Genomic DNA, 25,305 nt, shown 5'->3' with positions numbered 1-25,305 from the left:
CCCACCGGAAAACTTTCCCTTACCCGAACAAATTCAAGAATTGCAAAAGGCGATCGCCGACCTACAACTAAACTCCCATCCCCTAACCAGAGAATCATCGCCAACTTTCGAGAGTGCGATCGCAGTACAAGTAGAACAACTAAACCAAACCGTAGCTGAGATTCAACAGTACATTGAGCAATTATCTCAGCCCGACTTCACCATCGACCCTAAAACCCAAGAATTACAAGCCGCGATCGCCCGCATTCAGAAACGTCTCGATATTCTCCCCGAAATGGCGACGAATATTCCCGATGAAGCAACACCAAGCACCACCCCAGAACATCGTCCCCCCTTAGTGCCGCAAGAGTACCGTCGAGAAGCCTTTACCCCTCCAAAAGATGATACCCCTATCATCTCAGAAGACCCTGAAACGAGCCAGGAAACAGAACCCTCGACCCCCCAGCAACCTCCTTTAGATAATCTCGGCCATGAACTTGAAGGAGGGATTCGGGAAATTAGTGAGAATTTGTGGGAATTTGGAGCCTCGATTAAAAATATTTTCGATCGCGTCACCACCCCGGAAACCGCTTCCACGTTAACGCAACAATGGGAATGTATTTGGGAATTTGCTGGTAATACCGAGGGAGTTGAAGCCCTAGCCATCGCCCCAAACGGCAAAATATTAGTCAGTCCAGGCAGCGACCATAGTTTACAAATGTGGGATTTGGCCACGGGGGAAGCGATCCACACTTTTGCCGGACACAGCGATGCGATCGCGGGCTTGGCTTTTAGTCCGGATGGCCAGCAGTTAGCCAGCAGTAGCACCGATGGCACACTTAAACTCTGGCAAGTAGAAACAAGGGCAGAAATTGCCAGTTTGCAGGGTCATTCCGCCCCCGTGGTGGCGATCGCCTTTAGTCCTCACGGCAAAACTCTCGCTAGTGGGAGTTACGATAAAACCATTAAACTCTGGGATCTGGGCAGTCAAAAGGTTTTGCGAATGCTACAAGGTCATTGGGATTGGGTCAACGCGATCGCTTATAGTCCCGATGGTAAAACTCTTGTGAGTAGCAGTCACGACGGCACAATTAAATTCTGGAATGTACAGGAAGGAGAAAAAATCGGCAATATTGCCCCTGGGGGAAAAATTTATGCGATCGCCTACAACGCCGATGGCACAATATTAGCCAGTGGAGGCAGCGATCGTCATATTCGTTTCTGGAATAGCGATCGTCAAGAAATTCGCAATATTAATGTTCTCTCTCAAGTCTATTCTCTCACTTTCAGTCCCGACGGCAAAATTCTAGTGAGTGGTACAAGTCATCGCACGATTACTCTTTGGGATGTAGAAACAGGTCAGAAAACCGCTCTATTTGACGGGCGGTGCGATCGGGTTAATATTGTAGCGTTTGGCGATCGGGGAAATATTCTTGCCAGTGGAGGCGATGATGGCATTGTCAAAGTTTGGAAAAAAATTGAGGATGAGGGATCGGTTTAAATAAAGTTTATTGTAAATACCATGCCGTTAAAGGTTGACTTTTTCCCTTAGCCTGAATAGGTTCGCGAGGAAGTACCGAAATTTCTGACTTGAGAGCCTGATAAACAGCATCGGAAAGGGTGATTTTTCCTGCGGGTGTAGAACTTTCCAAGCGTTTCGCAACATTGACGACATCCCCGATCGCCGTATAGGTGCGAACCTCATCACTGCCAAATAATCCCTCAATAACGCTTCCTCCATGCACTCCACAACCCGCCCCTAAACCATAGCGAGAGAGTAACGGTTGCACCGCTTCCTGCATGGCTCGAGCTGCTGCGATCGCCGAGTGAGGGCGATCGTAAATAGCCATAACTTCGTCAGCCGTAAAAGACACTTTTAAAGGATTGTAACGGGTAGCAGCAGGTTCGGCACAGTGATAATAATCATTGAGTACTCGAGCCACGCGATCGGGAGATGTGGTTTCGCACCATTGGGTAAAGCCGCGAATATCCAGAAAAACAATTGAGCGATCGCAACGCTGAAATAAAAGCGCTTCAGGGTCTGACACCGCAGCACTCACCGCATAACTGCCCATTCCCCATTCTGCCAAATGGCGCAACTTTTGAGCGATTTCGTGTAACTTTTGTTGCTGTCCCATCACTTGTAGTGTTTGTAAGCCCAATAAAAGACCAATAACCAATAGACTTTCCCCTAAAAAAATTTGTGAGGAATTTGCTTGAGAAAATACAGTCAAGTTACCCTCATTATTTTTCCAGAATAAGGCTTGGTATAGTGCCAATAACATCCCTAAACGGATCAAACTTTCCAAAGGAACAAGGACAACTTTAGAGCAAGGTAGCCAATGACAGCGCAACCCCTGCAATAATGCGATCGCCAGAGAAAATATCCCTAAAATCAAGTGATTGGGTTCGGCAAAAAATTCCCATCCATCAAGGGGAAAATCGACCAAAGTATAGCAAGTAACACCAATTAAATTTCCCCAAAATCGATTTGCTTTGGCATGGGATAAATACCATGCTTGAGCAAGCATAGCAAAAAGAATTAGATAGTGAGCTGGTTCATAAAGATAGTTACCCCAACCCATGAGCGCAATTTCTGAGAGAGAATTGAGAATGAGAAAATGTCCGCTATTGGTCAAAATCTCTCGAAGAAAAGCACTGCGACGACTTTCATTTAATTGGCGATCGAGGATTTGCGATCGCTCGCCTCGAGTTGATATAGTCACGATTTACTTAAATTAGTTGGGTTGGGCGGGCAATGTGCTATACCCATTAGTGAAAGAGCTAATTGCTCTGCTCGCCAAACGTCAAAACAAGGAACAAGATTTAGATCGCGATGACGAGGTGTTGATTATGACTTTAACACAAATGTATGAAGAGGCCATGGCAGAAGCAATGGCAGAAGTCCGCCAAAAAGCACAAGAAGAATTTCTTCAACAAGGACTTCAACAAGGACTTCAACAGGGACTTCAACAAGGAAAAGAAGAAGGTCGAGAAGAAGGAGAAAAGCAAGCCACTCGCCGTCTGATTGAAAATCTTTTCCGGGTTCGCTTTGGGGCGATTGATGAGGAACTTGCAGGGATTATTGCATCTATTATGCAACTGTCTTCTGAAGAATTTACACCTCTACTTTTACAGTTGTCTCGGGAGGAGTTAATCGATCGCTTTCAAGAACCAGAATAGTCTAAGAAAGTGCGATTATTAATTGACGATTGATTGAAATTATGCCCATTACTGGAAAAACAAAGTTATTAGGGGTGATTGGCGATCCGGTGGAACATTCCCTTTCGCCAGTCATGCACAATGCCGCGATCGCGCATTTGGGGTTAGATTATGTTTATCTTCCTTTTCCCATTCAAGGGGAGAATTTGGCTCAAGCATTGGATGGGTTTGCGGCGATCGCCTTGGTGGGATTTAATATTACTATTCCTCACAAACGGGCGATTATTCCCCTTTTGGCTGAAGTTTCTCCCGTGGCGCAGGCGATCGGGGCTGTGAATACGGTATGGCGCACTGAGAAGGGATGGGAGGGAACAAATACTGATGCGATCGGCTTTATTGCGCCTTTAAGGGAATGCGATCGCGATTGGAGCAAGATTACTCCTATTATTTTAGGGAATGGTGGCGCGGCGCGGGCGGTTGTTGCGGGGTGTGTCGAGTTGGGGTGTTCAGAAATTCGCGTTGTGGGACGCGATCGCGCTAAATTGGACAAATTTAAACTAAGTTGGCAAAATACCCCCTTTGCTGGGGCTATTCGGGTGCATCTGTGGGATGAATTACCCTCGCTGGTATCAGAAACTCAGCTTTTGGTCAATTCTACCCCGGTGGGGATGTCTCCTCATATCGATCGCTCTCCTGTGGATGAAAACATATTAAAACAGTTACCCACTGGCGCGATCGCTTACGATCTCATTTATACTCCCAGTCCCACTCGCTTTTTACAACTGGCAAAAAATTGCGGTGCATTGGCGATCGATGGTAGCGAAATGCTAGTACAACAAGGTGCAGCAGCACTACAACTCTGGTTACAGCAACCTGTCCCAGCAAAGGTGATGCGTCAAGCATTATTAGAGAGTTTGCAAAGAAAATAATTTACAATTTTTTCCTGCTTATCTCACTATCCTACTATCCCATGACATTTCTCAATTTGAGTTAATAATTGCTCCCAACTATGTGCCGTTGGCAAACAAGCCAACCCTTTACAAATTAAACCGATCGCCTCTTCAGGCACTTTCTCTTCCACCTGATAGACACTCTTGGGAAAATACCGTACAGCTAATTGAGAAACGCGATCGCCTGTCGTCCGAATCAGGGTAGAATGCAAATACCAATCTAGCCCCAAAAACAAACTGGGACAGGCTTGGGGAGACTGTTCCATAATGGGGCTAAATGCCTGTAAAATTGCCTCAGCACGCTCTAAATAGTGGGTATTATCTGTTAATAACCCCAAGCGTACCAAATTCGCCGCGGCGATGCCATTGGCCGCAGGAGTAGCATTATCAATATAACTGCGTTCTCGAATGAGTAAATCCTCGCTGGCATCGATTGGTGCATTGTAATAGCCTCCCATTTCGATACTCCAGAGAAATTCATCAAACTCCTCCTGTACTCGTATCGCTTCTTCTCGCCAATTTCCCCCAGTTTCCCCCATGACTGCACTCGCGCGATCGCAGTCCAATAAGGCTTTAATAAATAGTGCATAATCCTCAGACTGTGCCAAAACTCGCGCTTTTCCTTCATAATTCAAGCGCTGGAAACGTCCCTCGAGCCACTGATGTTCTAGAATGAATTGGGTTGCATTTTGAGCCAATTTCCAGGCGATCGGGTTTTTAAAAACCTGATACACCCGTGCCAACCCTGAAATCATTAAACTATTCCACGCGACAATCATTTTGGTATCTGTAACCGCCGGAATGCGCCCTTTCCATAGGGTTGTTTTTGCTTCTTGATTATCTCGTGCGGGGGGGAAGGTGGCGATCGCCTCGGGGGATTCCCCATAACGTGCCAAAAATAGCTGAGAAAGTGCCTTCTCGCTCATTTCCGATAGTCTACCCGCACTCCGGCGTTGCAGCACGTTATTGCCCTCAAAATTGCCCGTAGAACTTACTGTAAAGTCAGCCTGTAGCGCGGCCAATTCGGCAGGATCGAGGAGTTGTTCTAACTCTGCATATTTCCAGACACAAAATGCCCCTTCTTCGGGTTCAATTTCTTCAGGAGTGACGAAACTATCTGCATCTTGCGCTGCGTAAAAATAACCTTGCGGGGAAACCATTTCTCGTTGCAACCAGGCGATCGTTCCTTCCACTGCACGCAAATATGCCGGTTCTTCCATCCCTGCATTCCATAATGAAGCCAAATAGTCCAAAATTTGTCCATTATCGTAGAGCATCTTCTCAAAATGAGGTACAGTCCAAGTTGCATCCACGGTATAGCGGTGAAATCCTCCCGCAACATGGTCGTAAATTCCTCCCAATGCCAGAGCATCCCCTCGTTGTTTGGCGGCTATTTTCGCCTTTTCTTGGGCAGGAAAGCGGCTTCCTTGTACCACTAAATCAGCATAGGGAATCATGGGAAAACTGGGAGATCCCATCTCCTGGCGATCGATAATCTGAGAACTGGTTTCAATGCCTTTTTGTAAAAGATTATTTGTGAGGCTATTTTTCGGAGCCTGGGGAAGTAAGGTCGATCGCTGCAAAAGCGCAAACATTTCCTGTGTAACCCCTTGTAATTTCTCCTTTTCAGTCTGATAAAAATTATGAATCCCTTGCAGCACTTCTAGAAAACTGGGGCGACCAAAACGGGGTTCAACGGGAAAATAAGTCCCTCCATAAAAGGGAATGCGATCGCCTGGGGTTAAGAAAATATTAAGCGGCCAGCCTCCTTGTCCCGTCATCGCTTGTAGCGCCTGCATATAAATACTATCAATATCCGGCCTTTCCTCGCGATCGACCTTAATGGGGACAAAATTGGCATTCATATATTGCGCGATCGCCTCATTAGAAAAGGCTTCTCCTTCCATTACCGTACACCAGTGACAACTTGAATAGCCGATAGACAGAAAAATCGGCTTATCTTCCCTTTTCGCCTTATTCAGGGCTTCCTCGCACCAAGGCCGCCAATCAATCGGATTTTCTGCGTGTTTGCGGAGATAGAGACTTTCAGATTGAGCAAGGCGATTAGTCACGGCGATCTACTAGAGCATAAATTGTTACATTCAGTTTATCGCGAGGGGAGTGGTAACGGAAAAGAATATAAAAGAATATAAAGTTTTTCTAGATTCGAGTATAAACCGATACAAAACTTGCTACAACTAGATGAGTAAGGGTGACTGCCACGACCTGAAATCTCGTCGAACAAAATCTTGAACAAAATCGATAAACAAGGTCGATTGCAATTTTTCTCCAAATCATACCAAGTTAACCTGCAATTCAACGCAAAAAATTTGCGGGTTAGGTTTTTAAAAGAACAATGAATCAAACAGTATTTCTCCCCCAATCCATCGAAGCATACAACTCTTTACAGAAAATCCCGCCGGATCATCTCAATATTATGGGATCTGTCAATGATACTCAATTTTATGGACTTGATTCTTGGGCAATGGTGCTAGTACAAGGTTGTTTGCAAAGATTTCAAAGCTGTGTCGATCCCAAAACATGGTCATTTGAAATTAATAAACTTGTTTCGGTAGAAAAACTAGCAGCAAAGGTTCTCAGCAATCCCTGTAACCAGGGTGTTATTCTCTCTGGAGGAGAACCATTTTGGCAAGCGCGATCGCTGGTAAAATTGGCTCGAGAGATGAAAGCAAATGGTTTATTTGTCATCTCTTTTACAGGATTTACCTTAGAAAAATTGGCTTCTCCTACTGCACCATTAGGGGCGAGAGAATTAATAGATTGGTTGGATATTTTAATTGCGGGACCCTATCTTCCGTCTTTAGCAATTTCTACTCCCGATTCTCCCCTCTCCTCTCGCAATCAACGGGTACATATTTTTAATTCTGCTTTAAAAGATAAGATAAGTTGGGGCGATCCGCAAGCAGAAACCAATAATTTACCTGAAATTTTCCGGTGATGCGCGATCGCCTCAGCCATAAATGCGCGGGAAAGCGGAGTAGCGCGATCGCCATTCTCGATTATAGTAGGAAAGGCAAACTTTCCCGATTTTCTCATGGAAAACAATATTATTGTCCAAACCCACAATCTTAGAAAAACTTACCGAAAACTAACAGCAGTTGAAAATGTCAATATTACGGTTCGTAAAGGGGATGTTTTTGGCTTTTTAGGACCGAATGGGGCAGGAAAAACCACTACAATTGCCATGCTTTTAGGGCTGATCCATCCCACAGGAGGCGAGGTCAAAATTTTAGGGCAGAAAGTTACGCCTAATCACAATAAAGTTTTACGTCATGTGGGGGCATTAGTGGGCGCAACTCCTGCTTTAATTCCCCATTTGTCTGCGAGAAAAAATTTACAACTGATGGCAACACTATACCCCGATTTGCCTAAAAATCGCGTCCAAACTGTTTTAGAATTAGTGGGTTTAGCTGATGTCGCCCGACGCAAACCGGAGAAGTTTTCTACGGGAATGAAACAGCGTTTAGGGATGGCTTTAGCAATTCTACATCAGCCCCAGCTTTTAATCTTAGATGAGCCTACAAATGGGATGGATCCGGCGGGGATGCAGGAGATGCGGCAAATTATTCAAACTTTATCTAAGGAAGGAGTAACGGTCTTTTTATCCAGTCATCTACTCTATGAAATTGAACAAGTATGCAATCGTATTGCTGTCTTAAATCGCGGTGCATTAATTGCGGAAGGGACAATGGCAGAAATGCGAGGAGAAGAAAAGAATGTTCGCATTAAGGTCAAGAATTTAGATGCGGCTTTTCAGGTTTTAGAAACACTAGATAATGTTACTTATATTAACAAAAATAACGATTCGATTGACCTTCGTGGTATTGATAGCGAATTGGCGATTAAATCTTTGTGCGATCGTGAAATTTATCCCAGTGAAGTCTTTTATACGGGTAACGATTTGGAAAATTTGTTCTTAGAACTAACTAAACAAGAAGAAAAATGAGCGAGAATACTGCAAAATATCATGTAATTTACGACGGGAATTGCAATCTCTGCGTGACATTTACCCAACTCCTCGAACAATTCGATCGCGGGCAATTATTTAATTATATTCCCATGCAGGATCGGGAAAATTTAGCATCTTTTAATATTACCCCCCAAGATTGCGAAATGGGCATGATATTAATCGATCGCAACACTCCCAAAAAACGCTGGCAAGGTAGCGATGCAGCCGAAGAAATTACCCGCTTGTTACCAATGGGAGAGTTATTTGTTAATGCTTATCGTGCCATACCGGGGATGAAATGGTTTGGCGATCGCACTTACGAACAAATTCGCGATAATCGTTATCAATGGTTTGGCAAACGCGACTCTACTTATCATCCTCGTTAATACAAGACCAAAATACAAGAGGGTTTGGAGACCAAACCCCTACTCTTCAATTTCTGCCTGTAATTGAGCCAACTCTTCTGGGGTCATCTCATCCAACCGCTTTTGCAAAGCCTTATCCTCGTAATCCCTGCGCTGCTGATGATAGGTCATATTGTGCGTAAAAGCGCGGAAAAGATAGGTCGAAATCCAACCTAATAAACCCCCCACCAATAATACCTGACTCCAAATTCCTGCCGAAAAGTTATCCAGTCCAGCACCTCGTAAAATGAGATAGGCAATACCCCCGGCCAGGAAAACTCCAAAACTAATCGCGATCGCGTCAATTCTTCGCATAATCTCTCCTGCTTGTTAAATTTTGCGTTAAATTGCGCGACGTTTGGGGCGAAAATTCAAAAAGGGACTCAACAACAGTAATCCAGGAAAGAAGAAAAATACGCCAAAATACATCAACATTCGCTCAATCGAACTCGCAACGTACCAACGTTGATTGAGGTAAAAATACATAAACACGGGTAAAGCAACGAGATAAAGTCCACTCAGGGATAAATAGAGGAAGGCGACAAAAAGAGTAGTATCCATAAAATTTGCTTAGGTGTTGACGAATGACCGAACAACTCGGACTGCAATACTTCTGACTCATCTTACAACCTTTTGTCCTCTCTCTCCCATTATTGTTCATGGAAATGACTTCTCAGTTCGCCGACTTCACGCAAATTCGTTATGCTCAATGTTGGGAAGATGCGGATATTCTCCTCAAAGCCCTCAATATTAACCATAATAGCTGCTGCCTTTCCATTGCCTCGGCGGGAGATAATACCCTCGCGATGCTGTCTCGATCGCCACAAAAAGCGATCGCCATTGACTTCAACCCCGCGCAAATTGCCTGTTTGGAATTGCGGGTTGCTGCCTATCGCAGCTTAACTCACCCACAACTGTTAAAACTCATGGGTTCTATCTCTGCAATGGCAGTAGAACGATTGCAACTATACCATCGCTGTCGCCCCCATCTCAACCCCGCGACTCGCCATTTCTGGGATCGACGCGATCGCGCCATCGCCCGAGGCATTGGTAGTATCGGCAAATTTGAGAGATATTTAGCCTTATTTCGCCGTTACATCTTACCCTTAATTCACCCAAGCGATCGCCTTGCTCAACTCCTCCAGCCAAAATCCCGTGCAGATCGAGAAATATTCTATCAGCAACATTGGAATAATTGGCGCTGGCGCTTTTTATTTCGCCTCTTTTTCTCCCGCTTTCTCTCGGGTTGGTTAGGACGCGATCGCAGTTTTTATCGTTATGTCGAACAAGATATTTCTCAATATTTATTAGAAAAAACAGAACAAGCACTCACCCAACTCGACCCCGCAGAAAATCCTTATTTGCAATGGATTGTAACGGGGGAACATCCTACCGCTTTACCCTACGCTTTACGTCCGGAAAACTTCGAGGCGATCCGCGCTAATTTACATCGCTTAGAATGGCACTGCATGGCGATCGAAGATTTTCTCAACCATCAACCCAAAAACTGTATTAATTGTTACAATTTAAGCAACATTTTTGAGTATATCTCCCAAGAAAAATACGAAAACTTACTCACCCGCATTGTTAACAGGAGTCCATCAGGCAGTCGTTTGGCCTATTGGAATTTATTTGTCCAACGCAGTCATTGCGATCGCCTCTCTCACAGGTTACACCCCCTCTCCCACCTAGCCAATAAACTCCATCTAAAGGATAAAGCCTTCTTTTATCAATCATTTATTGTTGAAGAAGTTATCTAAAAGATGATATTGTTTGTAACAGATTCAAGGTTTTCCATTATCCAGCATCCAGCATCCATTACCGATTTCCCAATAATGAATGAAAATCCCCTCGAACTGCTCATCCCACCTGCCGAAGTTTTGTTAAGTTTCTTGACATTTCCTCTCATAGTCGGCATAGTTAGCGTAGAAAACGTTATACGAGAAATACAAGAATCGAGTAGCGCCAGTGAAGAAATTTTTCGCGGCGATCTGCTGCCGATTTTACCCTTTCCCGAACCCAAAGATACATTAACAACTAACAACCAACAACTTTGATTGCAGAACCAACAATTTGTTGACCCTTGCCCCTAAAATTGATATTAAACCCATAGCAAAAAAGAGATTATGAGTTCGCTTCTCCAATCATCCCAACCGACCGTTCGCGTGCCTTCCACTTCAATGCTACTGTTGCGCCATCGCCTGAAGTTGGTAGAAGACTTGTGGGAATCCGTTCTGCGCTCCGAATGCGGTCAAGATTTAGTGAATTTACTCGGACAACTGCGATCGCTTTGTTCCCCAGAAGGACAAACCACAGACCTCGATAAATCGGCCGCCCTCGAACTTGTTGAAAAACTAGACTTAAATGAAGCCATTCGTGCGGCTCGCGCCTTTGCGCTCTATTTTCAACTGATTAATATTGTCGAACAACATTACGAACAGCGAGAGCGTCAATTATCCCGCAGTGCGACGTATAAAGCCCAAAGTGAAGCCCTATCCGATACGCAACAAAAAAACCTGGAAAATGGCAATGCGAAAGCAGAACAAAACGGCGTTCCTATGGGAGCCAAACAATTAGAAAAAAGTTGGCAAGAGGAAAGCGAAAATCTCAAACCTCGAGCAGGAACATTTTATTGGTTATTTCCCCACCTGCAACAGCAGAATATGCCCCCCAGAAAAATTCAACACCTGTTGGATAATCTTGATATTCGCCTTGTTTTCACGGCTCACCCGACGGAAATTGTTCGCCATACAATCCGACGCAAACAAAGACGCATTGCCGATATTTTACATCAATTAGATCGAGCAGAAGAGGCATATCGCGGCGTAGGATTGACCACCTCCTGGGAAGCAGAAAGTGCCACAGAACAACTCCATGAAGAGATTCGCCTCTGGTGGCGCACTGACGAACTGCACCAGTTTAAACCCACGGTTTTAGATGAGGTTGATTACACCCTTCACTATTTCCAAGAAGTTCTTTTTGACACATTACCGGAACTTTCCGTTCGTCTCAAACAAGCCCTGCAAAGTACCTTTCCCCATTTACGTCCGCCCCAAAATCGCTTTTGTTATTTTGGTTCTTGGGTAGGCTCCGATCGCGATGGAAATCCCTCCGTTACGCCAGAAGTAACCTGGAAAACCGCTTGTTATCAGCGAGATATTGTCCTCGAAAAATACATTCATTCCGTAGATGCCCTCACTAATTTATTGAGTTTGTCCTTACATTGGAGCAATGTTCTGCCAGAATTGTTGGACTCTTTAGAACGCGATCGCGCCCATTTAGGAGATGTTTACGATCTCCTCTCGATTCGCTATCGCCAGGAACCCTATCGCCTCAAATTAGCTTACATTCAAAAGCGATTAGAGAATACCCGCGATCGCAATTCTTTGCTCTCCAGTGGCGATCCCAGGCAACAACAAATCCTGGAAAAGATTGACCCCAAAACCATTTATCAATCCGGAGAAGAGTTTTTAGAGGAATTAAAACTAATTCAGCGTAATTTGGAAGAAACGGGTTTAACCTGTCGCGATTTAGATAAACTCGTCTGTCAGATCGAAATTTATGGGTTTCATTTAACCCAATTAGATGTGCGTCAAGACTCTTCCCGTCATTCCGATGCGTTAACTGAAATCGGCGAATATATCCAAGCACTTTCTCAACCTTACGACGATCTCCAAGAAAGCGATCGCCGCAATTGGTTGATTACTGAGTTACCAACTCGCCGTCCCCTCATCCCCTCAGAAGCACCTTTTTCCGCAAAAACCGCCGAAACTATCGAAACATTTCGCACGATCCGGCGCTTGCAACAAGAATTTGGTGTAGAAATTTGTCAAACTTATATCATTAGCATGAGTAATGATGTGAGTGATATTTTGGAGGTTCTTTTACTAGCAGAAGAAGCCGGACTTTACGACCCCGTAACCGGAATTTGTAGTATTAAAATCGTGCCGCTCTTTGAAACCGTGAACGATTTAAAACGAGCGCCGGAAATCATGCGATCGCTGTTCGAGTTAGAATCCTATCGAGCCGCTTTAGCAGGGGGCTACGAAGCCTTAAAAACCCAAGCAGCGACAACAATTGTTGATGCACCCCACTCTCATCTGCCTCATTCTCAGCCCCTACAAGAAATCATGTTGGGCTACTCCGATAGTAATAAAGATTCGGGTTTTCTCAGCAGCAATTGGGAGATTCACAAAGCGCAAAAAGCACTACAAAGTCTGGCTCAAAAATATGGTATTGCTTTGCGCTTATTCCACGGTCGCGGCGGTTCTGTCGGGCGAGGAGGGGGACCCGCTTATGAAGCGATTTTAGCGCAACCCAATGCGACCATTAACGGACGAATTAAGATTACCGAACAAGGGGAAGTTTTGGCTTCCAAGTATTCTTTACCGGATTTAGCATTATATCATTTGGAAACGGCTTCTACGGCAGTAATTCAGGCAAGTTTGTTAGGAAGTGGCTTTGATGATATCCAACCTTGGAACGAAATTATGGAAGATTTGTCCGCGCGATCGCGCCGCGCTTATCGGTCTTTAGTTTACGAACAACCAGATTTTATCGATTTCTTCCTTTCTGTTACTCCTATTCCTGAAATCAGCCAATTACAGATTAGTTCTCGTCCCGCACGACGGAAGAAAGGAAAAAATGATTTGAGCAGTTTGCGAGCAATTCCTTGGGTCTTTAGTTGGACGCAAAGCCGATTTTTACTCCCTTCTTGGTATGGGGTTGGGACGGCACTGGAGAGTTTTATTGAGGAAGAACCCGAGGAAAATCTCAAATTGTTGCGCTATTTTTACGTGAAGTGGCCGTTCTTTAAAATGGTTGCATCTAAAGTAGAAATGACTCTATCGAAGGCAGATTTACTGATGGCGCGGCATTATGTGCAGGAACTTTCTCCTCGCGAAGATTTAGCACGATTTGATGTTGTCCTTACACAAATTGAAGCGGAATATTACCGCACGCGAGAGATGATCTTAACCATTACAGGACATAAAACTTTGTTAGATAGCGATGAAGATCTCCAGCGATCGGTTCAGTTGCGAAATGGCAATATTGTTTCCCTCGGTTTCTTACAGGTTGCTTTATTGAAACGCTTGCGTCAGTATAGCAATGCGGCGACGGCGGGACTGATTCATTATCGCTATAGTAAGTAGGAGTTATTGCGAGGTGCGCTGTTAACGATTAATGGTATTTCTGCGGGAATGCGGAATACGGGCTGATTTTTCAGTTGCTAACCTGAGTTGCTAGTTACAAATATTATGTGTGTCGATCCCCCTAAATCCCCCTTAAAAAGGGGGACTTCCAGATTCTCCCCCCTTATTAAGGGCAGGGACTATTCGTTGAAAAAAGGAAAATACTACAATGCCTGACTTGTCGTTAATTATGCGCCCCCCTAACCCCCCAAATCTGGGGGGAACCGGAGTCAAAGTCCCCCAAACTTGGGGGATTTAGGGGGCTGGCACGTTGGGGGTTACAGTTTTTCTTCCTCCGATGAATAGTCCCTGCCTTATTAAGGGGGGCTGGGGGGGATCAAATTGATAACTAGCACTCTAACCCTCCGATTTCCCCATCCATAGACTAAAACTAAGTTCTATCTTTGTATCATTGAAACGGGATAGTAATTAAAAATTCTGTTCCTTGTCCGAGAGTTGAAATACATTCTAAAGTACCGCCGTGTTTTTCCGTGACAATTTGATAGCTAATGGATAGACCCAAACCCGTTCCTTTGCCGATTTCCTTGGTCGTAAAAAAGGGATCGAATAAGCGCTGTTGAATCTCTTCTGGAATACCAGAACCATTGTCAGCAATGCTAACTTCTAACTTTTGATTGTCAATAATTTGCGTGCGAATGCGAATGGTACTGGGTTGATTTTGGACTTCCTCATCAGCGCGATCGCCTTCCTCCAAAGCATCGAGAGCATTACTAAGAATATTCATAAACACTTGATTTAATTGTCCGGCATAACATTCAATTTTTGGCAAGTCGCCATAATCCCGTATAATTTCAATAGCCTGGCGATCGCTTTTTGCCTTCAAGCGGCTTTGTAAAATGGTTAACGTGCTTTCAATTCCAGCGTGGATATCAACGGATTTTTTCTCAGATTCATCCATGCGAGAGAAAGTGCGTAGAGAAATAACAATTTCCCGAATGCGATCGGCTCCCGTTTGCATAGAAGTGAATAATTTTGGCAAATCTTCTAATAAAAAATTCAGATCGATCGCCTCCATTTCCTCGACAATTTCTGGGACGGGTTGAGGATAGTGAGTTTGGTAGAGATTGAGCAAACCGATAATATCGCGCAAGTAATTATCGGCATGATTGAGATTACCATAAATAAAATTAACCGGATTATTAATTTCGTGGGCGACTCCCGCGACCAACTGCCCTAAACTGGACATTTTTTCGGTTTGAATGAGTTGGGTTTGGGTGCGGCGCAATTCCTTTAAAGTTGTTTCTAGTTCCTCCGCTTTAGCGCGAGCGATCGCGGCGGATTCTGTCGCTTTGGCAAATAATTGAGACTGGTTGATGGCGATCGCCAATTGACCGATCGCCGCAACCAAAAGTTCAACTTCAGGATCGCTCCAAGAACGAATGGAGCGATTTTGGTTGCAGCCAATAATAGCAATAGTATCCGCAGAAATACGCATGGGAATATTGAGGATCGATTTAATATTTAATTCTTCAAGAAGTTGGCGAAAGATCGGCTCTTCAACCAAACTCACATCGGGTTCGCGAATTATTTCCATTTGGAAGATTCTCTCGGCCAAAGAGCCGATACTGGAGACAGGATAGCGACCGATAATACTAGAAACATCTTCACTGCGAGATTCCGCGACAACATCCCAATATTCTCCTTCCTCTGCAATCGAATGCAAAACAAAATAAACGCGGTCGATGTTCAAAAAATGACGAATTTCCTGGAGTGCTAATTCAATGATGTCCTGTTCCGGTGTGGCGAGGGAACTGCGAATTTGATTGGAGAGGGAATTGAGGAGTCTTTCCCGTTCGACTTGCTCTTGTAAGCGCTGTTTGGACTCGATTAGGGCAATTTCCGATCGCTTGCGATCGCTAATATCCGTGGCAATGGTGACTAAACCGACAATCTCTTGATGTCTGTCGAGAAGGGCATTTGCTCGCAAAAAAACTTGGATCGTCTCTCCGGTTAAAGACTGTTGTTCGACTTCATGGCTCCAAGTCCTCCCACTCATCACCGTGCTAAACAGACCTTGGATCGCCGAGGGGTCGTTAAACAAACTGGAAATTCCCCCCCAACGTCGCAATTGAGAGACAGTTTCGCAGCCATAGAGTTGACAAAAAGCGCGGTTGATATACAGGATCGAACCACTGGCATCGGCAATGGCGATCGCGTCGCTGGCACTGTCTACGGCTTGTTTATAGCGGGTGAGTTCTGTGGAAACTCGCACGCGATCGCTGAGATCCCGGGTCACACTCGCAAAAGCTACAGGTTCTCCGGTGCGAGAAGAGCGAATCGTAAACAGCGTACTATCCACCGGAATGATTTGTTGGGTGGTAAAATTGCGGAAGCGAACTTCTCCTCTCCAAGACCCTATTTCGAGGAGTTTCGGTAAAATTTCCTGCTCGAATATGCCCCGATCTTCTATGGGAAGATAGTCAGCAAGGCTATATTTTTGCGCTGCTTCGAGGGATTCGAGTCCCACTAATTCCAGTCCAGCCGCATTGAGAAAAACACTCTGTCCTTCTAGGGTAGTGATACCGATAAAATCCGAGCTATTTTCCACCAAAGCCGCTAATTTTTGCATTTCCTTCTCTGCTTTTTTCTGTTTGGTAATATCCCGGACAGTTGCGAGAATAACGGTTTGATCGTGGAGAATAATGCGCCGCAAGCGCACTTCTACATCAAGTTTGGCTTCATCTTTAGGGCGCTTTACACGCCATTCAAATTGCAATTCTTCCCCTTCTCGAGCACGATGCCAAATTTCGGGGAGTCTTTCGAGGTCGGTTTCGCGAGCGGTATAATCGGCGATCGCGTATTGGCTGGCTTCTTCCTGGGTTACGCCAAATAAGGAGAGTACGCGATCGTTCACTTCAAGGATATTTCCCTCGAGGTCGTGAATAAAAATCGCATCGTAGACCCCATTAAAAATAGTACGTAGGTCTTGTTCGGAAGTTTGTAGAGCATTTTCCACCTGTTTGCGATCGGTAATATCGGTACAGGTGCCAACATATCCAGTAATGTTCGCGCGATCGTGGGAATCGCTGATGGCACAGGCTTGAGCGTAAACCCATCGGATCGAGCCATCAGAGCGCGAAAAACGAAATTCTGATTGAAATAAGTGACGTTCCTCTAGGAGGGTAAATGAGGCTTCTACGTCCATGAGATGCCATTCCCGCAAGACTCGCCGACGATCCCTCGGGTGAATGGCGTTGAACCAACCCATCCCTAAAATAGCTTGAGGGGTCAATCCTGTTAGAATGCAGGCTTGTTGGTTGCCATAAATGCAGTTTCCTTCGCGATCGGTATGAAAAATCCCCACGGGAGAGGTTTCCGCGAGGACTTGGTAACGACGTTCGCTTTGACGTAAGGCTTGTTCGATTTTCTTGCGCTGGCTAACGTCAGTAATGGAGATGAGAACGTGAGGTGCAGGATTTCCGGGCAAAAATAAAGGGCGCTTAATGGTTTCTGTCCAAAAGGTTTTTCCTTTGATGGCGATCGCGCGATCTTCGGAAATGATTTTTTCTTGCAGTGTCGTTAAAACTTCTAAATTTTCTTGCTGGAAGCGTTCGATCTGAGGAGTTGGAGCAAATAAATCTTCATCTTTTTTACCAATAATTTCCTCTGTATCCATGTCTAAGGCTTCTGCTAAAGCGCGATTGGCAAGGATATAAACTCCTTCGCGATCTTTAACAAAGAGCCAATTGGGGGTGGTATCGAGGACCTGTTGTAATAAGTCTTGGTGATGTTGTAGTTGCGCTTCGGCGTGTTTGCGATCGGTAATATCTCGAGCAACAGCATAGATTTTATCCTGTTCTAATAGTGCGGTACAAGTCCAAGAAAACCATTTATAAGTGCCGTCTTTACAAAGATAGCGATTTTCAAAACTAACGATTTTCTGTCCTTCCGCGAGGTCGTTTGCCGTTTTAAGAGTGGCCTCGCGATCGCCTGGATGGACAAATTCGAGAAAGGGTTTGCTTTTGAGTTCCTTCTCACTCCAGCCGAGGTTTTGCTCCCAAGCAGGGTTAAGATGCTGGAAATAACCGTCAAATCCTGCGAGGCAAATCATGGAGGGATAATTCTGGAAAATATCAGTCCAAGAAATGTCGGCTTTGAGGCGATCGCTCACGAAGCGAGAATGTAATATTACACCGCCAATATCACCTGTATTCGTGCGCCACGGTTTGATCTCCCATTCGACCCATTCTGTCCGACCATCCGACAATTGTAAGGGTTCAGCTTGTCCTCGTTCTATTGCTCCTGCTAAACATTGTTGATGAATGTTGTACCAATGAGAGGGCAGATTCGGAAAAGTATCGTAATAAGATTGGCCGATAATATTGTGTTTTAAGCCGTAATCCTCTAACCAACACTGGCTCACCAAAAGATATCGCATTTCGCGATCGCACAAGGCTAGAGCAACAGGAGATTGTTCGATAACAACTTGCAATAAATCTTGCATCGGACTTGATAGGGTTTGTTGATTTTTAGGTGATCATTCATCATTCATTATTCATCATCTCCCATCAACGCTTGCTCATATTTTTGACCTGATCCTTTCCAAGTATAATTTTGTTCGATCAGTTGGCGACCATTTTGAGAGAGGGTTTGGCGCAGATCGGGTTCGCGAAAAAGACGGTCGATCGCACTAATATATTCTGCAACAGTATTGGCTCTGAGGGCGCGTAAGGGAATATTTTCCCCTTCTATTTCTAACCCTTCCAAACCGCGATCGCTACCAATCACGGGAACACCTGCCGCCATTGCTTCAATAGTTTTATTTTTAATCCCAAATCCTGTTTGCAGGGAAACGACACAAGCGGTGGCTTGATGGAGAGAATCTACCATTGAAGGAACTCTACCCGTAACGACGACTCCTGGATGTTCAGCAAGGGCTAACACTTCTGGTACGGGACGATTGCCCACAATACTATAAGTAACATCGGGATATTGTTCTCGCAGTTGCGGTAAAACTTTCAGAACAAAAAAACGCACGGCATCAATATTATGAGGAAAGTGCATTGCGCCTAAAAAAATTAAATGATGTCCTCCAGGATCCGCACGACGATAAGGGAAAAGTTCGAGATCTACCCCATTGGTAATGATGGAAATTTTGGCATCGGGACTAAGTTGCTGTAATTGTCGCGCGTCATCTTCTGTGGTGACGACAATGCGATCGCAGATGTCGCAATAGTTTTTCTCATAACGATAGAGAATGGGCAAATAAAGGCGATCGCGGCTGGGATTTTCCGAGGCTCCCATTTTGATATAGTTAATCGTCCCCCAATAGATGGAACTGTGTACGTTAACAACAGTTCGCACGCGATCGCGAAATTGGGGACGGATATACACTGCATTGGCGCTATGTTCGCAGGTAATTGCATCGCATTTGCCTTCCGTGACATAGCGATCGACTAGGGCTTGTATTTCTGGAGAATAACGGTGTAAAACATTGGCTGGAATGCCTTTGAGTGCAGACTCGAGAAAACGACGGCCTTTTGCCCAAATGCCTGATATCCCCTGGGCTGAGATTTCATCGGGGGCTAGGGGAAAAACAATGAGATCGTCTACCCATTTTTTCATTTCCTCAATGTCGCGATCGCTCACTTGGGGCGATCTCTGGGCGATCAGAGTCACAGAATGATTGTTCTGCAAGGCTTTAAGCAAATTAAAGGTTCTAACTTCCGTTCCCGATCGGCTGGGAGGATAGGGAAAGGTTGAAGAAATCATTAAAATATTCATGACTTTAGGAGTAATTGTATTCAACTCTTTTTTATCATAGGCAAATATCGTCTCATTAAAGAAGCGGAGTCAAAGTTCCGTAGACCTTTCGACTCCGCTTTGCCTACCCCATAGATTTTTTGTTTTGAGGGTCTTGCTTGCTCAACCAATAGTGGGAATTAGAACGTAAATGTTGTTCTGAGGGCTCCAATCACAATCGTATCATTAGCACTGTTATGCAGAGGATTAAAGAGAACGATCGCCCCAGGAGTAATCGTCAAATAATCCGTTATTTTGATACGATAAAAGGCTTCAAGGTGATAGGTTCGTCCAGGTTGACCGCCTCCTGGAGCCGTGAGGATTTCCGCATTGGAAAAGAAACTGGGAACGTTTCGAGCTTGGATATTATTGGCGTTATCTGCTGCGGGCATTGTACTGCTAATAATGCGCGGTGGCTGTCCGAAATAAATACCCAATAAATTTCCTTCACCGCCTAAATCATTGAAGTTGAGGAAAGTCATCCAATTAATCGTATCGATGATACCTTCACTCACCACATAATCGGAGGCAGTGTAACCAAACCAACTACCAAAAGTGACTTCGGGAATGATACGCCATTCTAGACCAATCCCAAAAGCATTGGTGGTCATGGGCGCTCGTAGATTGACACTGGTACTGGAATTATTACCAATGACGAGGCGATCGTCCCCAATAGAAGTCCCCAAAAAGCCGAAGGGAGAGTAAGCGTTGATATATTGCAAGGTAACGTCAATATTATCCGAGGGGGAAACAACTAATTGCAACCCGAAACTCGTCGAGGCCAGATCGCCCCCAAATAAACTGCCGTTGATCCCATCTGCGAGAAAATCTGCGCCATAGACTCCTTGCAGGCTCAAACTGTTGTTAATTTGCCAGTCAAAGCCAATGCCGCTATCACCATTGCCGATGCTGAGAATGGGGTTACGCTGGGCAAAACGGGAAATAGGTCCGCTTCCTGCACTTTCGACGCGGTTGGTGCCTCGAAAAACGTTAACGGGGGACATTCCTTTCGGACCCACCATCAGGGCAAAGTTATTGGTGATGAGATGGCGATAGTTAAGGTCGCTTAAGCTAAGGTTGTTATCGCTGTCGCCTTCAAAAGCTAAACCGACATAGTTAAAGAGCGATCGCGATCTCGGGGTGATGGTACTCCCATCCCCAGCCTGAAAACTGGTCAATAAGAGACTGCGGGGACTGAATTGGGTAAAGAGGCTGAGTTGAACGTTATGAAGGAGGGTCGTTTCTGTATCCTGGTCGATAAAGGTATTGCCTGCCAAATTATAATTATTGTTGGCGCTGCGTGCTGTTACCCCGAGAATCGCCTGTCCAAAGAGCTTGGTGGTGGTGGAGAAGGCATTATCTTCGAGGAATTGAACTCGGGCCTCTAAATTATCGACTTTTGTACTGAGGGCTGCGAGTTCCACTTCAAATTCTCGCATGAGGCGCTCTAGTACCTCCATGTCTTCTTTGCTGCCGAGATCGCCGGTGGCTCCTGCTATAATCCGCTCGATTTGTTGCAAGCAGGAATTTAATCCGGCGGCAAATTCATAGCGGGTCATGGCGCGATCGCCGCGAAATGTACCGTTAGGATATCCCGCCAAGCAACCATAGCGTTCGATCAGATCGCTTAGGGCTTGAAATGCCCAGTCTCCTGGGGACACATCTCGCAACTCGAAGACATCGTTAACCTGTGCCATCGGATCGGGATCGAGGGTTTCCTCGGGGGGGATGGCTGGGGAAGGCATCACTTCGGGTGAAGTTGAGGGAGTAACGGCAATTCCTGTTTCTGTTTGTGCGATCGCCTTAGAATCAGCTTCGACATTAGTGGTGGCGAGACTCCACACTTGGGGCTGAGAGACTGCACTCATGGGAATCAGAGTGTCCAAACCCGATTCTAAGAGGGCGGAACGAGTCAAGGGATGCAGGGGAATGTTTTGTGAAGCTGTTGCCAAAAAAGGGCGATCGGACTTGTCCGATGACTCTAGGGGGGCATTCGCTAAGACGATCGCTTCTGAATTGAGGATGTTATTATTTACCGCACCATTGGCCAGAATTGCAATGGGATCGGTTTGTCCTGCTGCCAATGCAAATTTAATTGAGGTTTCCTCAGCGCTCATTTCCTCACTCTCTTCAAGGTAAGAATCTTGAAAGAGATTTTGGGGATTACCAGCCAAAAAAATGGAAGTGGGAGTTTCTGAAGTAGAGAGTTTGGAAGGGGCTGTGGTTACTGCAACAGCCGGATCGGCCAAAATACCTAAACTGGTTAGTAATAATGCCGAAGATAGCGCTTTTTCTAAATTACCTTGGGATTTCACGAGATACTGACTCCTCAAAACACCAACAATGAATACAACAGAAGATTTTGAAAACTTCTGATTTAATAATTTTACGCATTTTAAGCGATCGCGATCGCCTAATTATCGGAAAAATAGGGAGATATTGCCTCAAACCCCTTTATTTGACTGGCTTTCGCCTCCTGTGACACAGGAAAATAAAGAATTGTATTTTTCTTTCCTAAAAATAAATATGGCAATCAACAAGTTCCTTTTTTTGTTTAAAATAGTTCGAGCAATATTCTCGATTTTCTAGATATTTCAGACAATAATTCTCGTAACTCATTGATAGTTTAAACCTCGATCTATGCCCTTGAATTATAAAATCAGGTTCGAGGATGAGTGATATCGCGATAACAAGAGGATTTTTCCTTTGCACTTCTCCTCGATCTGTCGCTTAAAATAAAAGATAAAGATGTGATGAGAAGCAACCATGAGCAACCCAGAGGAAAAATCAATAGCACGCGAGTTAAAAAACCACTTTTGGATATTGGGAACCTTTGTCGCGATTTTCTGGATTCTGGCGATCGTTGACCATACTTCCTTAAGCTGTATGCTGGCTAATGCTGCCCAAATTGGACGATGCAATTTAGGGGGAATTGGGCAATGCAGCTTAGGTCAGTATGGCATCATTCCCCATAATCCCATCGGACTGCGGGGGATTTTGTTTGCACCGTTTCTACATGGTAGTTGGGGACATTTAATTGCCAATACTGTCCCTTTCATTATTTTGGGTTGGTTTGTGATGCTGCAAGAAACCAGCGATTTCTTTATTGTGACGGCGATCGTGATGGTTGTTGCGGGAGTAGGAACATGGGTTTTCGGTCAGCCTTGTTCGTTTCACATTGGTGCGAGTAGTTTGATTTATGGCTACCTGGGTTTTCTCCTTTTCCGAGGATATTATGAGCGCAATTTTACTTCTATTGCCCTCTCTGTTTTAGTTTTCTTCTTGTATGGGGGAGTCGTTTGGGGCATTTTACCTTCTCAACCGGGTATTTCTTGGCAGGGTCATATGTTTGGCTTTATTGGAGGAATTATCGCGGCACGTTTCATTGGTAAAGCAAGACGGGCTTTGCGAGGATAATGGCTAAAAAACAAAAGTTACCTCATTTATTGGGGTCAAGGTGGACGGCGAAACAAAAAACATGGGGTTGGCGACATTTTCAAGTGGTCAATCGTAAAAATGAAGGCCGTTGGGTTTTTGCGGAGATGGTTGCTTCTTGCGATCCCACGGTGCGTTTTTGGTTGAATGCAAAACAGTTAAAAAATGATGAACTTTGGGATGCGGGTTGGAGGACTTTGCAGGAAATGCAGGATAATCAAGATAGTGAACCTCCCCTTCTACTTCGTTGAGGAAGGGGCTTCGCAAGTGTCATTTCAGACCCAAGAATATTTTGAAGTGTTGAGGATGTTATTGTTTGTTATCTAGTGAAAGTGTCATTTCTATTTCCATTTTAATTGTCTCCTGTTTTTGTATGCACAAATAGCTATGGCGATAACAAGAAAACTAACCAAAGTTCCTATAAAACCAAAAGTTTCTGATCTATCCATAGTTCTTCCCATAATTTGCGTACATATTATTCTCCCAACATTATCAAATAATGTTGCCAATATAAAACCGCTAGATACATCTTGTTTATTATATTGTTGCATCACAAAAGTTTTTCCAGATTCAGCAAGTAAAGAAAATATACCACCAACAATAACAAATATTAGTGAAAATACCCAATAGACATGAGGTAAACCAATAAGGAAAAGCATCAAAACTAAAAGGAATAACATTATCCATAAAACAAATTTATTTTTATTTTTAAATTTGTCCATAGTAGCTGACAATGGATATCCTAAGCCAATAGCTCCCAATAGCAAGGCATTAGTTAACCAAAGTGATTGAGATTCAGTGAATTCTAAACCAAATCCATAATGCACTATAAAACTATAAGCAACTTCTGTCATTCCAAACAGACCGCATAAAATCCAAAGCAATGGAGAGATTTTCAAATATCTTAAAATATTTTTTCGATCTACTTTTTGAATATTTAGTTTAGGTATCTTTCTAAAGAAGAGCAACATTATACAAAAAATGTAAGTGAGAGTAAGAAGAAAGAAAGTTGTATTTTCAATGTTAAAGAATGATACAATTGGAGGTCCGATAAAGTTGCCAATGCACAAACCTACATAATTAATGTAGAATAACTTTGCATGATTTTCTTTGAAAGAATTATGTATTACCCATAGATATAATACATGATAGCAATGATTAAAAATAAGTCCACGAACCCCTGCATAAATTATCCAAGACAGAGATGTATCACGAAATATAGACAAGCAAATTGTTGAGAATATCATTAAAAAGTATACTCCTATTAAAACAGGAGTCCGAATAACCCAAGTAGCAGTTATATTAAGCAAAAATAATGCCAAAATTGCTGAACTTATAGAAGCCGTTACAACCCAACTGTACATTGTCGTTGACCATCCCTGCTGATGAAATTGCAGAATGGAGCTAGAACTAGATATTGTTACAGCCGCCCCCATAAAAACACATAACAAAAATGGTTTCCATGCAATATCAAGGTTGTTTGGAATAGATTCCTGAATAATTCTTTTTAATTTTCTCATTTTCATTTGTTTCATTTTTTAAGTAAACTGACCATTTCAAGTTAAAATTACTACAAGAAAAATAGTTTTTCAAATTAAACTCTCATCAAAGATACTCAAAAAATTGCTTGCTGGATTGATTGCAATCACACTGAAAGAGTCTTTATGTACTTGACATCCTCACAAGTGTTGTTCTAGATTCCATTTTTGTACTTGAATAAAGCAACAACTCCCTCCGACTCAAAGGTAGTGCAGGGGGAGTTGCTTGGGTGTTTGAGGAGGGGTTAGGATGGGGGAATGCCCTCTCGGAGGTAGCGATCGATTGTCTCATGGACTGTTTGGAAGATTTGGGCAAATTCTCCCGGCCTGAAATTGCGATCGATGGGACGGCGATCGGTGAAACCTTCTAGATAAGTAGTGCGATCGCAATCCTCCTGAGAAGAGAAACAAAAACAAAATTGGCACAATTTATCCCGATTCTTCCTGTTTACCTCTGAAGTTTGTGAATGGGTGTTTTTGCTATGCCAATTATGCGATCGCAATTCAAAATCAAAACAATTATTCTTCCTAAACCTCACCACAGCGATCCCCCAGGACTTTGGATCGGTGTAACTTTTGTTTCGATCGCGTTTCATCTTTGCTTATTCTGGATGTTGCGATCGGCAATATTGGCAGAAAAATCCGGTCATGCAGGAGAAACGATTGTCCCTATTGAAACGATCGCGATCGCAGCAGAAAAACCGAAAACTCAACCCACTCCTGTCCCCAAGCAAAGCGATCGCACCCAAAAACAATCTTTAGTTTCTCCTGCTGTCTCTTCCTCTACCCAAAAAAGAGATCATCCCCAAAGCATTACCCCTAAAACCTCTCCAAAACCTCCGACTCCAACTCCTTCCCCTCGAAAAAATACCCCACCCCCCAAACCTCCAACCCCAACCCCTTCCCCCCCAA

Annotated in this window: 18 protein-coding genes and 3 pseudogenes; 12 read left to right on the top strand and 9 right to left on the bottom strand. The window is 44.1% G+C overall.

The features are described 5' to 3' along the window. A pseudogene (locus VB714_RS18010) lies at positions 1 to 1,480 on the top strand (hypothetical protein); the annotation flags it as partial. Positions 1,481 to 1,487: 7 nt separating this feature from the next. Here VB714_RS18010 and VB714_RS18005 read toward each other — a convergent pair. Then, a complete protein-coding gene (locus tag VB714_RS18005) occupies positions 1,488 to 2,705 on the bottom strand; it encodes an adenylate/guanylate cyclase domain-containing protein (protein ID WP_323226034.1) in 1,218 nt (405 codons plus the stop codon). A gap of 49 nt (positions 2,706 to 2,754) precedes the next feature. Between VB714_RS18005 and VB714_RS18000 the strand changes: the two genes are divergently transcribed. Together VB714_RS18000 and VB714_RS17995 are read left to right on the top strand one after the other, a co-directional pair. Continuing rightward, positions 2,755 to 3,162: a hypothetical protein gene (locus tag VB714_RS18000; protein ID WP_323226033.1), complete on the top strand. Its 408-nt coding sequence runs from the start codon at positions 2,755 to 2,757 to the stop codon at positions 3,160 to 3,162. A gap of 41 nt (positions 3,163 to 3,203) precedes the next feature. Then, positions 3,204 to 4,070, top strand: coding sequence for a shikimate dehydrogenase (locus VB714_RS17995; protein WP_323226032.1), 867 nt, complete (start codon positions 3,204 to 3,206; stop codon positions 4,068 to 4,070). A 26-nt stretch (positions 4,071 to 4,096) separates the two neighbouring features. Here VB714_RS17995 and VB714_RS17990 read toward each other — a convergent pair whose 3' ends face one another. Continuing rightward, on the bottom strand, positions 4,097 to 6,163 hold the full coding sequence (locus tag VB714_RS17990) for a thioredoxin domain-containing protein (RefSeq protein WP_323226031.1): 2,067 nt from the start codon (positions 6,161 to 6,163) through the stop codon (positions 4,097 to 4,099). A 284-nt stretch (positions 6,164 to 6,447) separates the two neighbouring features. Between VB714_RS17990 and VB714_RS17985 the strand changes: the two genes are divergently transcribed. The 3 genes from VB714_RS17985 (at position 6,448) to VB714_RS17975 (ending at position 8,447) form a co-directional block, all read left to right on the top strand. Then, entirely contained in the window at positions 6,448 to 7,050 is a 603-nt protein-coding gene (locus VB714_RS17985) for a 4Fe-4S single cluster domain-containing protein (RefSeq protein ID WP_323226030.1), read from the top strand. 96 nt (positions 7,051 to 7,146) lie between these two features. Next, positions 7,147 to 8,058 carry an ABC transporter ATP-binding protein gene (locus VB714_RS17980; protein ID WP_323226029.1) on the top strand — a complete coding sequence of 304 codons (912 nt, stop codon included), beginning with the start codon at positions 7,147 to 7,149 and terminating at the stop codon, positions 8,056 to 8,058. After that, positions 8,055 to 8,447, top strand: a complete 393-nt coding sequence (locus VB714_RS17975) for a thiol-disulfide oxidoreductase DCC family protein (protein ID WP_323226028.1) — start codon at positions 8,055 to 8,057, stop codon at positions 8,445 to 8,447. Before VB714_RS17980 ends, VB714_RS17975 begins: the two co-directional genes overlap by 4 nt. Before the next feature lie 39 nt (positions 8,448 to 8,486). On the opposite strand, the gene VB714_RS17970 is transcribed toward VB714_RS17975, so the two are convergent. Then, positions 8,487 to 8,780 (bottom strand): DUF3007 family protein, encoded by a 294-nt coding sequence (locus VB714_RS17970; RefSeq protein ID WP_323226027.1) that lies wholly within the window; start codon positions 8,778 to 8,780, stop codon positions 8,487 to 8,489. A gap of 27 nt (positions 8,781 to 8,807) precedes the next feature. Continuing rightward, on the bottom strand, positions 8,808 to 9,026 hold the full coding sequence (gene ndhL, locus VB714_RS17965) for an NAD(P)H-quinone oxidoreductase subunit L (RefSeq protein WP_323226026.1): 219 nt from the start codon (positions 9,024 to 9,026) through the stop codon (positions 8,808 to 8,810). A gap of 104 nt (positions 9,027 to 9,130) precedes the next feature. Between ndhL and VB714_RS17960 the strand changes: the two genes are divergently transcribed. The 3 genes and pseudogenes from VB714_RS17960 to ppc all read left to right on the top strand — a co-directional run bounded on the left by VB714_RS17960 (position 9,131) and on the right by ppc (position 13,684). Next, on the top strand, positions 9,131 to 10,225 hold the full coding sequence (locus tag VB714_RS17960; protein WP_323226025.1) for a DUF3419 family protein: 1,095 nt from the start codon (positions 9,131 to 9,133) through the stop codon (positions 10,223 to 10,225). 75 nt (positions 10,226 to 10,300) lie between these two features. After that, positions 10,301 to 10,522 carry a hypothetical protein gene (locus VB714_RS17955; RefSeq protein WP_323226024.1) on the top strand — a complete coding sequence of 74 codons (222 nt, stop codon included), beginning with the start codon at positions 10,301 to 10,303 and terminating at the stop codon, positions 10,520 to 10,522. A gap of 69 nt (positions 10,523 to 10,591) precedes the next feature. Further along, positions 10,592 to 13,684 (top strand): annotated as a pseudogene (gene ppc / locus VB714_RS17950) (phosphoenolpyruvate carboxylase). 382 nt (positions 13,685 to 14,066) lie between these two features. Here ppc and VB714_RS17945 read toward each other — a convergent pair. The 3 genes from VB714_RS17945 to VB714_RS17935 form a co-directional block, all read right to left on the bottom strand. After that, positions 14,067 to 18,122, bottom strand: coding sequence for a PAS domain S-box protein (locus VB714_RS17945; RefSeq protein WP_323226023.1), 4,056 nt, complete (start codon positions 18,120 to 18,122; stop codon positions 14,067 to 14,069). 47 nt (positions 18,123 to 18,169) lie between these two features. Then, positions 18,170 to 19,402 (bottom strand): glycosyltransferase family 4 protein, encoded by a 1,233-nt coding sequence (locus VB714_RS17940; RefSeq protein ID WP_323226022.1) that lies wholly within the window; start codon positions 19,400 to 19,402, stop codon positions 18,170 to 18,172. A gap of 158 nt (positions 19,403 to 19,560) precedes the next feature. Then, complete coding sequence (locus tag VB714_RS17935) at positions 19,561 to 21,735, bottom strand: iron uptake porin (protein ID WP_323226021.1); 2,175 nt, start codon at positions 21,733 to 21,735, stop codon at positions 19,561 to 19,563. Between the two features lie 571 nt (positions 21,736 to 22,306). Here VB714_RS17935 and VB714_RS17930 point away from each other — a divergent pair. Both VB714_RS17930 and VB714_RS17925 read left to right on the top strand, forming a co-directional pair. Next, a complete protein-coding gene (locus VB714_RS17930; RefSeq protein WP_416309728.1) occupies positions 22,307 to 22,837 on the top strand; it encodes a rhomboid family intramembrane serine protease in 531 nt (176 codons plus the stop codon). Next, complete coding sequence (locus VB714_RS17925; protein ID WP_323226019.1) at positions 22,837 to 23,106, top strand: TIGR02450 family Trp-rich protein; 270 nt, start codon at positions 22,837 to 22,839, stop codon at positions 23,104 to 23,106. Before VB714_RS17930 ends, VB714_RS17925 begins: the two co-directional genes overlap by 1 nt. A 90-nt stretch (positions 23,107 to 23,196) precedes the next feature. Here VB714_RS17925 and VB714_RS17920 read toward each other — a convergent pair whose 3' ends face one another. Next, entirely contained in the window at positions 23,197 to 24,390 is a 1,194-nt protein-coding gene (locus VB714_RS17920; protein WP_323226018.1) for an MFS transporter, read from the bottom strand. Between the two features lie 248 nt (positions 24,391 to 24,638). Beyond that, positions 24,639 to 24,821, bottom strand: coding sequence for a hypothetical protein (locus VB714_RS17915; RefSeq protein ID WP_323226017.1), 183 nt, complete (start codon positions 24,819 to 24,821; stop codon positions 24,639 to 24,641). Positions 24,822 to 24,860: 39 nt separating this feature from the next. Here VB714_RS17915 and VB714_RS17910 point away from each other — a divergent pair. Further along, positions 24,861 to 25,305: pseudogene (locus VB714_RS17910) on the top strand (hypothetical protein); the annotation flags it as partial.

Source organism: Spirulina sp. 06S082 (genome assembly GCF_034932145.1).
GTDB lineage: Bacteria > Cyanobacteriota > Cyanobacteriia > Cyanobacteriales > Spirulinaceae > CCY15215.
This window is presented reverse-complemented; position numbering and strand designations above follow the sequence as displayed.